Annotated in this window: 5 protein-coding genes; 4 read left to right on the top strand and 1 reads right to left on the bottom strand. The window is 43.6% G+C overall.

Annotated elements, in window-relative coordinates; all coding sequences use genetic code 11:
- Positions 1-744: 744 nt before the first annotated feature.
- The gene (locus DBT49_RS05915; protein WP_111872360.1) at positions 745-8,118 is read left to right on the top strand and encodes a YPDG domain-containing protein; all 7,374 of its coding nucleotides are present in this window, start codon (positions 745-747) and stop codon (positions 8,116-8,118) included.
- A gap of 120 nt (positions 8,119-8,238) precedes the next feature.
- Here DBT49_RS05915 and DBT49_RS05910 read toward each other — a convergent pair whose 3' ends face one another.
- A complete protein-coding gene (locus DBT49_RS05910) occupies positions 8,239-9,444 on the bottom strand; it encodes an O-antigen ligase family protein (RefSeq protein ID WP_224783872.1) in 1,206 nt (401 codons plus the stop codon).
- Positions 9,445-9,620: 176 nt separating this feature from the next.
- Between DBT49_RS05910 and DBT49_RS05905 the strand changes: the two genes are divergently transcribed.
- From DBT49_RS05905 to DBT49_RS05895, 3 genes are all read left to right on the top strand, one after another.
- Positions 9,621-10,313 (top strand): hypothetical protein, encoded by a 693-nt coding sequence (locus DBT49_RS05905; RefSeq protein WP_070559970.1) that lies wholly within the window; start codon positions 9,621-9,623, stop codon positions 10,311-10,313.
- The gene (gene gorA, locus DBT49_RS05900) at positions 10,292-11,644 is read left to right on the top strand and encodes a glutathione-disulfide reductase (RefSeq protein WP_070559971.1); all 1,353 of its coding nucleotides are present in this window, start codon (positions 10,292-10,294) and stop codon (positions 11,642-11,644) included. The genes DBT49_RS05905 and gorA overlap by 22 nt, the downstream gene beginning before the upstream one ends.
- Before the next feature lie 269 nt (positions 11,645-11,913).
- Positions 11,914-12,486 (top strand): TetR/AcrR family transcriptional regulator, encoded by a 573-nt coding sequence (locus DBT49_RS05895; RefSeq protein WP_070559973.1) that lies wholly within the window; start codon positions 11,914-11,916, stop codon positions 12,484-12,486.
- The last annotated feature ends 55 nt before the right edge of the window (positions 12,487-12,541 follow it).

Here is a 12,541-nt window from a genome sequence, read left to right as displayed (position 1 = left end):
AATGGCAAAATTTTATAGATAAAGAAGTTTAAAACAGTAGCAATTCGCGAGTAAATTTTAACTAGTGATGGATGGAAGAATAGGGAAGCGAAATATATTAAATATAAGAGGCAAATGTTTATCTATTTAATATAAATCTTAGTTATGCAATTAAATAATTTTTTACAAAATTTTCTATTGAGAAATGAAAAGTGTAAAGTATATTTTAAGATATAATGCACAAACTCTCATACATAATTGTGTGGGAGTTTTTATCTTACTAATATACTGAACGAATTCGGCAGATGTGTAGCTTTTTTAAAATGTAAAATAAGAACTATAAAATAAACAATATTGTTCTTATATAGAACAAAATAATGTTCTTTTGCGTGTAAACTTTTATAAATTTAAATGGACAGGAAGGCTTTCGTGACAGGGCTTAGAAGCTAAATTATAGATTATATTCCCAAATAAAAGACAAAGTAAGATTTGTTTTTTTAAAGTTAATTATTATACTGTAAATTAAAGGGGATAACTCAAATGATATTTTAAATATAATTTAAAAACAAATATGTATTTTATATATAAATAAGGCCTATTTATAGACATCTATAAAGGGAGGTTATGGATATATAAATAGATAAAATAATAAATTATCTCTTTTAAAAATTTATATACATTGTATTTTTTTTTTTTTAGGTACTATATCTTTACAAAGTTCTTATTTATAAAAAACAAATATGTACGAGTATAAGGAGGACACATATGGTTGGAAAAAATAACTACCAAGTGAAAAAGGAGAAGCAGGGCAATAAGTTCTATCGCTACTCCATCAAGCGCCTAAGTGTCGGCGTGGCTTCTGTAGCTGTGGCTGCGGGGCTCCTCTTTGCGGGGGATGTCCAAGTGGCTCGGGCTGCTGGGACCAATGACGCTGTGAATGGTGACTTGAACTTAACTGTTGAAGAACAAGGTAAGGTTGATGAAACAGCCAAAGAGAATGAAAATCAGCCAAATACCCAAAAAACGACCAGTGACCCAGTCACCAAGCAAGTGATTCCTGCAGATGGTGGTGTGGCTGAAACCATCGAAACGGAAAAGGACTTGAAAGTTCAAGACCCTAAACTAGCTGAAAAAATCGAAAGCCAATCGGATAACGGGGCTTCTGACGGTGCAGTTTCAACGAAGCCAGCACCTAAAGCACCTGCATTAGAAGAACAGACAGAAGTTGCTAATGCGCCCACAACAGATGAAGATGGAACTGAGCGCACAGGGCAACCTTTGAACACTAATGATTTGAATGCGGCTCTCGATCAAAATAATCCTGACGGTACCTTAAAACAAAATAATATTCGCGACTATGGTATTGATATTGAGGACTTAACTGAAGAAGAAAATTTAGCTAAAGATACCCTCAAAATCGAAAACCGTGTCTACCTAGAAACAGTGCCACCAACAGATCGTTATGAAGTCCGTTACGAAATTGATGAGCGCTTAGCTAAACATATTAGCGATATTCGTTACATCGCTGATGAGAGTGATAAGACATCCGACCGTGATTTCTCTTTCACCCGGATGCAAGATGCTGAAGATCCAAGTAAGTTATCCAATACCTGGCGGGCTAATGCCTTTGATGTGAATATTGTTTCAACTTCAAGCAATCCTAACGCTTGGAATAACTATGATTCGATTTTCGGGTCTTCACAAATTGGTTTTTCAAGATTAGCGACAGTTCAAATTAAATTCAACAAGTCAATTGCAGACATTCTTGGTGCCTATCCCAACGCACGTCGCCGTAATGAATTATTCTTCAATGCCTATATCTACGATCCTGTAGAGAAGAAAATTGTTGAAGGCACTGTAGATACAGCACTCGTTAAGACTGAAGATACGAATTTGGATAAGTTGCAAGCAGCTGGCCATGCCCAAGAAGTCCAAGGTGAGTATTCTAATTCTAATGGCTTGGCTCAGTATGTGGAAGGTGGCACTTACAACCCGCACACCGGCCAATACGATGAGAATGCTAAGGTACGGGGGATTGCGGTTGACCAATACTTTACCAAGAAATCCTCAGACAGTAGTCCAAATTCTCCAGCAAGCTTCCACTTCCAAGCGGATGAACGTTTACTCCCATACATTAAAGGCGTAGGGATTTACAAACTATCTGATGGCTCAAGAGAATTTGATCCGAAATCACAAGTCTTCTACAATGGCTTGATCTTACATGGAAAGACCGGTATCGACAAGACTCTACCAATCGCCAATGGTGGAGGACTAACTGGTAAATTTGACCAATACTTCATGGATTACAATCCAAGAACTGGTGCCGGACGTTTCCGCTTAGATCCTAACGATAAGGACCAATTCAATGAAGGGATTGGCGCTAATCCTTCATCTGTTCGCGTGGTTTATTACCTCAAAGATGATGTGAACATTAAAGATCTAGCACCAAATAATCTGGACCAACGCTATGTCTTCAATGGTTTCTTCTTAGATGAGAAGGGAAATTATGTCGCTAATACCGAAGCGAATATTTCTTACAACTTCGGTGACTTCTCTGGCGACCCAAGCACAATCACTAATGAAGGTAACCCTGGTGTGGATGATACCTCACGGACTAATCCAAAAGAGGATGAATTGCCAAAACCAGCTAAACCTGAAATTAACTATGAATTAGCGGGCCAAAACCGGACCGTTCTGCTCAATACAGAAGTAACAGCTAAAGATTTAGCCCAAAACTTGACCAAGACAGCAGATGGCCAAGCTGTAGACCTTCCAGAAGGCACCAAGTTTAGCTTCGCTGACGATGAAGCAACTCAAGCTGCCTTAGTGGAATTGTTCGAGAAGGATGCAGACGGCAATGATAAGTTAGACGCTGAAGGCAATAAGATTTCACGCGGATTCTTTGTGGATACCTCTAAAGTCGGCCAAAGAGAAGTTAAAGTGGTTGTGGAATTACCACGTTCATCGACTTCTAACTTGATTTCTGGTTTAGTTGATGTCAACAAGCGCCCAGGTGAATCCGGTCAAAAAGTTTCTGAAGAACGCTTCATTCCACAAAGCAATGAAGATTCTCGTAACGAGAATTCAGAAGGCTTCTTCAACAACCAAGTTCACCAATTAGCAGATGCGATCACGCCAGAAGCTCAAGCCAAAAATGAAATTGACGTGACGATTTCTAGCTTGCTTCATGGTATTCCAAGTTCAAGCTTAGAAACCTTGAAGAAGTGGGACTATGTTATTGAATTCTCAGATAACTTGGCTAAACACATTACCAAGGTTGAGAATGGTGCTGGTGGCGAATTCGAACGGATCGTTAACCGTAATGGCGACAAGACCAATTCTTGGAGAATGCGCGCTTGGGGTGGGGCAGCTGATAAAGAAGCCCTGATGACCAACACAGCGATTGGTGCCCAATACAACTACCCCGCTAAGGTGACCTTAGATACTTCGATCAAGTCCATTATTGATGAGGCTGAAGAAGAATTGGGACGTCCTGTCACTAACGGGGACTTCGGTTCAACTTCCTTCATCTACAACAATGCCAACAAGGCCATGATCGAAGGCTCTTATTCTTCAACCTTCATGAAGGTAAACCCAACCCAATATGATGAAAAAGTAGCTAACGATAATGTTGCTAAGAACCCAACCTTCAATAACTGGTTCCGCCTATCCGGTGGGGAAGTCAGCTACAAGGAAGGCGACGAAGTGAGCCCATACACAGGTCTGACCGGAGACAAGATGCGCGGTTTTGTCTTTGACCAAATCTTCGCTAAGCAAGGTGGGTCATCACTGAACACAGCTGGTGCGACGACTAACCCAATCCACTACCACTACACGGTAGACCAACGTCTCCTGCCATATATTGAGTCTGCTGAACTCTACTATGTACCAAATGGAAAAGACTTCTATAACAACTCAGCAGTAGGCTTGGACAAAAACTATATCCCTCAAGCTAAAGTCTTCTTCAATGGTTTAGATTCACGTAATGATGACTTCCAAAGCGAATTTAACCGTGAAACGGGCGAAGGTATCTTCAAGCTCGATCCACAAAACGATACCGTCAGCCGGATCTTCAACTTTAATAACTCTCACTTGGATCCAGCAGCGGCTCGGATTGTTTATAAACTTCGTGATGGCGTAACGACAGAAGATATCTTGAAGGCATATCCAGATGCTAGCTTTGCCTTTACAGGTTATCTGACCCTTGATTCAGGTCCTGTTGTGCGAAACTCCAATGCCAATGTAGGCTATCGGATTTCAGATATCGATGGCGATGGTCGTCCTGATGAATTCCAAAATGATCGTTTGGCTAATTTAACCGAAGAAGAAAAACAAGTTCTTTCTCCAGTTGAGAAAGCGATCGTCAATGAAGGGCTCACAGGGACTAACGCCAATATCCTGGTTCAATCTGCCCGTGACAAGGACACTAGCATCCATGGTGTGGTTAACACAGGCTTTAGCCAAGAAGATGCACCAAGTGTTCAAGCGGCACTGGTTAACCCAGATGGCAGCGTGACGGAACTTGGAAGCTCAGCTGTTGACACACAAAGCGGTGAATACAAGATCGCACTGCCTGAAGGTCAAAGATTGACTCAAGGTCAAGACATCTTGATTACTTTAACTACAGGGGGCAAGACCCACTCAGCTAACTACACCACAGTCGGTGAAGGCAACCCTGAAGTTACCGCTAAGGTGGATGTGCTTGACCTCAAAGACATCAACAGCGACCAAAGAGTAGCCAAGGGTCAAGAAATGACTGGGGTTAAGGTTGATCAATTTGTCGATGCTGCTGGTCAAACTAACCCAGCTAGCGTTGAGAATGGCCAAGTTCACTTCGCGACTGTCGATACAGATGGTCAAACAGAAACTGAACCACTCGCTAATGAATTGAGTGTTCGGATTGCAACAACGGATGACCAAGGCAATGTAACCTACCAAGACCTTGCGAGCGCAGGCTTAACTTATGATCCTGCCACTGGCCAAGTAACGGGTAGCCCAATCTTGCCTGAAGGTGAAGAAGAACATACCTACACCATTGTGGTTGATGCCAAGAACGCGAAGTCAGGGTATGCCACAAACCGGACCTTTACGGTAACCGTTTATAGCCAAGCCTCTGAATATACGCCAGCCTATGAAGCAGTTGATGTGATCCCAGGCGACAAGGCGGAAACAGCTCGCCCAAGCTTTACCGATTCTAAGAATGAGCCTGCTCAACCAGCCTTAGACTCAGAAGCTGCTTACACCGCACCAGAAACTGTTGATGTTGATGGCACAAGCGTAGCGGTTCATGTGGACCCACAAACGGGTGTAGTAACTGTTGATCCAGCTGAAACAGCCAAGGTTCCTGGCAAGGCCATTACGGTTCCTGTTACGGTGAAATACCAAGACGGATCAACCGACCAAGCCAATGCAACCATCAATGTGACTGATCCAGAATTTATCGATCGAACCAATGATCCAGATGCCCCTGTTCCTGCAGGTTACAAGAAGGTTGAACTTGTTGCAGGTCAAGGCGTGACACCTTTTGAAGGTGGCGACAAGACTTATCACGTTAAGGAAGGCACCAAGATTCCAGCTGATAAGATCCCAACACCTACCGCTGCAGCAGGTTATGAAAATCCTGTCTGGGATAATGATCCTGCTCAAACGGTAACAGCTGATAGCCCATCACGTTTCACTGCGAGCGCAAGTCCAGCTCCTGAAGCCGACACTACCGCTCCAACTATCACCGTTTCCGCTAAGGATATCCAAGCAACGGAAGGGCAGCCAATCGACCCTGTTTCTGTAACGACCGATGATCTGGAAGCGACCGTGACGGTTGACGGCTTACCTGAGGGTTTAACTTACAATCCTGAGACCAAACAAATCGAAGGAACGGTTCCAGCGGGTACGGTGCAATGGACGGATGACCAAGATGAGTCCCGCGACTTCCCAGCAACCGTTAAGGCCGTGGACCCAGCCGGCAATGAAGCGACTGAGCCAATCAATGTAACCGTGCTTCGCGACACAGACGGTGACGGTCAAGCGGACCAAAACGATGAAGACGACGACAACGATGGCATTCCAGATAAAGACGATGATGCATCGAAAGTATGGGACGGCCTCGATGCTAAAACCACTGACACTATCGTAACCAACGGCCAAGAAGTGCCTGCCAATACTAAGGTGGTAACACCTAACAAACCAGGCGCTAAGGTGACTACTCCAGCTCCAGTTGATGGCCTGTCAGTTGACGAGAACGGTAATTTAGTAGGTACACCAAACGTGGACTTCCAACCAGGTGAAACCGAAAAAGTCGTTGAAATTCCTGTTGAAATTACCTCAACTGGCACTGGACAAAAAGATGATCAAGGGAAACCAACTGATGAGGCTATCCAACGGACTGTCAAAGTGACCGTAACCAATCCAAATCCTGCTGAAAGGCCAGCGGAATCCAGCGTGGAAGTGACGCCTAAATCACAAAACGCTCTGGAAGGTAAGGACATTACCCCAGTGACGCCGCAAGCGGACAATGTTCCAGAAGGCGGAAGCGTTAAAGTGACCATCGATGGACAAGACACTTATCCAGGTCTAACCGTGGACCCAGAAACTGGTCAAGTGACCGGCCAACCACAAATTACTGACTGGGCGCCTGAAGAAGAAACTCGGACCATTACGGTTGAAGTTTCTGTCTTAGATAAGGACGGCAAGCCTGTCACTGATGCAGACGGTAACCCAGTGACCGCTGAATCGACCATCACTGTTTACCGCGACACCGATAAGGATGGCCAACCTGACAAGGATACGGGCATGCCAGAGGATCCAAACAATCCAAATGTTCCAGGCATCGACCAAGGCGACAAGGATGACGACAACGATGGCTGGACTGACCAAGAGGAAAAAGACCGCGGTACCGATCCGAAAAATGAAGACAGCTTCCCACGTGTCACCGAACCCGGCGCTGAGAACCAACCTGGTCAAGACACCACTACAGTGACTGGTAAAACTACGCCAAACACTGATGTAGAAGTCAAGGACAAGGATGGTAACACCATCGGCACCGGTACTTCTGACGACCAAGGTAATATTAAGATCGATGTACCAAAACAAAATCCTGGTGACAAGATTAGTATTGTTCCTGGTAAGAAGGATGACCAAGGCAACTTCAAGCCTGTCACAGGCGACAATGGCAATCCTCAAGGTGGCGCTGAAACGGTCGTTAAGGAAACCCCACAAATTACCAACCCAGGGGCTAAGAACGAACCCGGTTCAGATAAAACCACTGTTACCGGTAAGACCACCGTTCCAAATTCAACCGTTGAAGTGAAGGATAAGGATGGCAAGACCATCGGCACCGGCACTTCTGACGATAATGGTGACTTCACCATCGAAGTTCCTCGTCAAGGAAGTGGTGATACGCTCATAATCATCCCATCTAAGGACTATACCAATTCAGATGGTACTGTCGAAACTCGGACCGGCGACCCTGTGAAGACCACTGTGACGACGACCGGCCGTCCAAGTGTCAAACAAGACAAGGATATCTACGAGCCTGAATATAAACCAGGTTCCGGTCAACCAGGCGACAAGGTTGAAATCGGTGAACCTATCTTTAGAGACGAAGACGGCAAAGTGGTCAACCCACCAGCTGGCACCAGCTTCCAACCCGGCGCTGGCGAAACCGGCATCAGCGTTGATCCTGAAACTGGCGCGGTCGTTATCGACGTTCCAGCTGACGCCAAACCAGGCGATAAGATTGAAAAATCTGTCACCGTCACCTATCCTGATGGTTCAAGTGAAACGGTAATTGTTACGGTTACGGTAGAGGAAAACGAGGGCAGTGGTGTGACACCAGTTCCAACACCTAAGCCTCAACCTGAACCACAACCAGAAGAACAGCCTGAAGTTGAAGATGAAGTAAAACCTGATCCAGAGGCAGAATCCAATGACGACCCTGTTAAAGCAGACGATAAGACTGTTTCAGTTAAGACTCAAACTCCTGCAAAGGAAGATAAGAGCAAGACTCAAGCAGCGCCTGCCCAAGTGCATACCCAACTGCCTCAAACCGGCGCAGTTGCAGGGTTAGCAAGCTCATTAGCTCTAGCTCTGATCGGAGCTGGTTCCATCCTTGCTTTAGGTAAAAAGAAAAAAGAAGACTAATCTCCACTGATTAGCTTCTCTTCCAGCACCTCGCTTAGCGGGGTGCTTTTTTTAAGCCAATAAAAAATAGCTCATTCTACAGAATGTAGAGTGAGCTACTTTTATTATCGAAGTGATTTTCTATTCTTCTAAGTGATTTGCTTTTTCCTTGGCGGTTTTGAGGAGGTTAGGACCGACTAATACAATGGCCATCAGTAAGCCAGCGGTTTGGATCCAAAAGATCGTCACATCGGTTAGGCCGTGGATTAATACCACACTGAGCAAACTACAGATTAAGGCGAGTTCGGGACGGATACTTGCATATCGTCGCATCTCATTGAGCATCCTTCCTAGACGGTAAAGGGGATAAACCAGGAGGCTCGACCCGATGATACCATAGGATAAGAGCGTATCTAGGAAAATATTATGGGCATGCTGGGTATACTTAGTAGTGTATTCACTATAAACATGCATATAGGTCAAGGGACCTTGGCCAAACCAAACATTATCCTTAAAGGCCTGCCAGCCGGTTTGCCAGATGTCAAAGCGGTCGGAAAAGGCATAAGCTAAGTCGTCAAAGCGTGGCATAAGACCCATCCCCCAAGCGATCAGTCCTAAGATACTGAGACCTAGTAGGGAGTAGATGGCGGTTTTCTTATAGCCGATCACATAAAAGAAAACATAAGAGGCGCCTATAATCACGATGGCACTGGTTCGGCAGCCGGTATAGACAATGGCTAGTAAATTACAAGCAATTAAAAAGAGACAGGTTAATTTTTTAGCTAAATGCTTAGTAGTCTTCATCCGATACATGGCGATAACGATAAAGAATTCTAGCATCATAGCGAAATAATTCGGGTTAAAAAATGTGGCCTCTACTCGGTCAGGGTGCACCTTATTCATGGCAGGAGAGATAAAGGTATAATCCCATTCTGAGATGATATCAAAGTGCTCTAAGAGGGTAAAAATAAAAATGATAATACTTGCAATTAAAGTAATGTTTACGATTTCGGTTAGATAGTCTGGTCGAACCTGTTTCGTATAGTAAATCGAATAAATAAGGGCAATTAATAAACCAACTGAGATCAGTCCACCCACCCAATTTTCATGCACAATAGAGATTAAAAAGGCATAAAAAGGGAAGGAAAATAAACTTGTGATTAAAGGGTCATCTGGCCAGTGTTTGGCCGAGAGCATTCCGGTGGCCAACAACAAGGTAAAAACGACCCCAAAAACAACAATGGTTATATAAAATGGAAAGAACAGGCTAACCAATAAGATGGTCATCAGTATGGATTGAATTGCTCCTGGTAAGAAGGCTTTGCCATCTTCTAGCAAGTAAGTCACCTACTTTCAGAAAGAGTATCAATCCTTTAAACTTTAGCCTAAATCAGCTTAAATTACAATCATTTTAAGCATCTTTAGCTAATTTTTTTAAAATTATTTATAAGTGATTGAGCGCTTTCGTTTTAGATCGACAATAAACATGCTAGAATAAACTTATATAGAAAGAGGCGAGTAGAATGACAGATTGGAAAGGCTTGGATCCCAAGGCGTTTAACCGCTATCGCTCCTGGAAGAACTCTAGCAATCCAGGAATTTGTGGATCCTACTGCTGTAGTGTCTTGGTACATTATCATACGCTCAAAGACACCGGGGTCGACTTAGATAAGGACACTTTAGTAGCAGGTTTTAAAGAAATTGTTGATGATAAGCGACCTTATCGCGGAAGTTTTATTTGGGATATCGCCTTAGCTTTATCCATGTTCTGTGAAAATATGCCTTATCAAGTCAAGGCGGGCTTACTGACTGAGATTAATTTGCCAGATTTGATCGACCAGGGTTATGGGCCATTTATTGTGGGTCTTCAAAAACCGCTAAAAAGTAGCTATGGCAACCATTGGATTGTGGTATATGCCTACAAATATAACCCAGCTGGCCAACTCATCTACCTAGCCTATGATAACCAAGGGCGTAGTCAGGTTGAAGTGCCTGCGAGTCAAAGCTTGACCTACTGTTATTTAACAGCTAAGGAGGAAGTGCCGGCTGATGTCTATATTAGTGATGCAGAAAAAATAAATCAGCTGCAAAGAAAACAAGGCATTGACTTTATTCCAAGTCGGTCCTATCAAGCCCATGAAGCCGTTAAAGAAGCTCAAGAGAAGCGTCGTTTTCTAGGAAAGGATTTTAACGAATGGAAAGATTTGATTATATAGTTATCGGTGGTGGTAGTGCTGGGATTGCTTCTGCTAACCGGGCAGCCGAATATGGAGCTAAGACCCTCATCATTGAAAAAGATGAAGTCGGCGGTACCTGTGTCAACCGAGGCTGTGTCCCTAAAAAAGGCATGTGGTACGGGGCTCATATTCTGGAATTACTAAGAGACTATGCTCCTGATTACGGCATTGATGCGCCCTTGAAGAACTTTGATTTTCAAACTTTGAAAAAACACCGGGATGAATATATTGACCGGGTACACAATTCTTACTTCAAAGGCTTTGAAAGTCGGGGCACCCACTACAAAAAGGGTTATGCCAAGTTTGTTGAAGACCATATTGTGGAAGTGGATGGCGAACAATTTTACGGCGAACATATTAGTGTTCTCACCGGTGGCCGTCCTGCCTTACCTGAAGGGATTCCTGGCATTGACTTAGTGGATGTGAGTGACGATGTCTTTAACTGGGAGGAATTACCAGACTCCTTACTAATTGTGGGCGCTGGTTATATTGCTGTAGAAATGGCCGGTATGCTACAAGAATTTGGGGTTGATGTAACGCTTGCCGTTCGTCATGAAGCTCCTCTCCGCCAATATGAACCTAGAATCACTGAATCCTTAATGGAAAATATGAAGAAACAGGGCATTACCGTACTCAGCAACCACAACGTGACCAAGATTGAGAAAACGGCAGAAGGTGCCTTTAAAACCACTTTTAAAGAAGATGATGAAGTCCTTAGTGACCGGGTGCTTTATGCCATTGGTCGTCAACCGAACACGGAAAACCTTGGCCTAGAAAATACCTCTATCGAGTTAACCGATAAGGGTTACATCAAGGTCGATGACTACCATAACACGACCGCGGACAAGGTCTATGCCTTTGGTGATGTGATTGGTAAGGTGGAATTAACCCCTGTAGCCATTAAGGTAGGGCGGACCCTATCAGATCATCTATTTAATGGTCAGGATCCCTTCTATTTAGACTATAATATGGTGCCTTCCATTGTTTTTGCCCACCCACCAATTATTACCATGGGCTATACCGAAGAATCGGCTAAGCAAGCCTTTGCAGGACAAAAGATTACCACTTATGACACCAACTTTACCTCAATGATTTCAGGAATGACCTCTAACCGGGAAAGTATTTATATGAAGTTGGTCTGCCTAGGAGATGAGGAAAAAATCATTGGTCTCCATGGGATTGGTTTTGGTGCTGATGAAATGTTACAAGGCTTTGCAGTGGCTATCTCAATGGGGGCGACGAAGAAGCAATTCGATCAAACCATTGCCCTCCATCCAACTGGAGCGGAAGAATTTGTTACTATGCGTTAAGTTTGCTTCATGTTTTGAATCTAGCTGGGAGAAAATCCCAGCTTTTTTTATGTATGTTACGTTTCTAATTATATTGGTACGTGTTCCAGCCACAGGACGAACGTCCATTTCAAAAACTGTTAACGCTCAGACAAGCTGAGCTTATGAAAGTTTTCTCCAATGGCTTCGTCCTTTGATGTGACTATCACACTATTTTTGTTTTTGAGTCAGGTGAATTTAGATGGTAAAATAAAGAAGTTATGAGAAGTGGTTTGGGAAGGAGGCATTCTGTGGTTAATCGCAAAGTCAGTTCAAGTCAAGAAATTTTAAAAGTCGCCTTACAATTGGTCCAAGAAGAGGGGATTCAAGCGGTCAATATGCGCCGTTTAGCCAAGCGCTGTCAAATATCTTTAGGGGTCTTATATAACTACTTTGAAGATAAGAATGACTTATTGTTGCAAACTGTGGCAGCAGTCTGGCGGGATATTTTAATTCCTGATCAATCTGAACATCTCAATCGGTCCAGCCGGCCCTTATCTCAAGCCTTTATGACCCTTTATCAGTTATTGGCTGCGGGTGCCAAGAAGTACCCCCATTTCTTCTCCCAACATACCTTGGTCTTTTCGCAATCACAAAAAGGCCAAGCCAATGCCCAAATGGATCGCTACATCAAGCATTTAAAAGGCTATTTCCTCCAGTGCTTAGAAGACGATCCGGCCATTCGCGACCAGGCCTTTAAAAAACACTCAGCAGACCAAGTCGTTGACTTTCTTTTTGCTATCTTTATTAATCAAGTGATGCAGGGAAAGCTGGATATGGAGCTCTTCACTGACTTTATCGATCGTTATCTTTATGACCATTAAAAAAGCGAACTTTACCGGTTGAAATCGTAAAGTTCGCTTTTAAGCTCATCATATT

Source organism: Aerococcus mictus (assembly GCF_003286595.3).
Taxonomy (GTDB): Bacteria; Bacillota; Bacilli; order Lactobacillales; family Aerococcaceae; genus Aerococcus; species Aerococcus mictus.
Note: the sequence above shows the minus strand (reverse complement) of the source record. Positions and strands in the feature narration are given on the sequence as shown.

Coding starts and splice junctions, on each gene's coding strand:
- DBT49_RS05905 (WP_070559970.1), top strand. CDS start 9,621: ATGACAGATTGGAAAGGCTTGGATCCCAAGGCGTTTAACCGCTATCGC.
- DBT49_RS05915 (WP_111872360.1), top strand. CDS start 745: ATGGTTGGAAAAAATAACTACCAAGTGAAAAAGGAGAAGCAGGGCAAT.
- gorA (WP_070559971.1), top strand. CDS start 10,292: ATGGAAAGATTTGATTATATAGTTATCGGTGGTGGTAGTGCTGGGATT.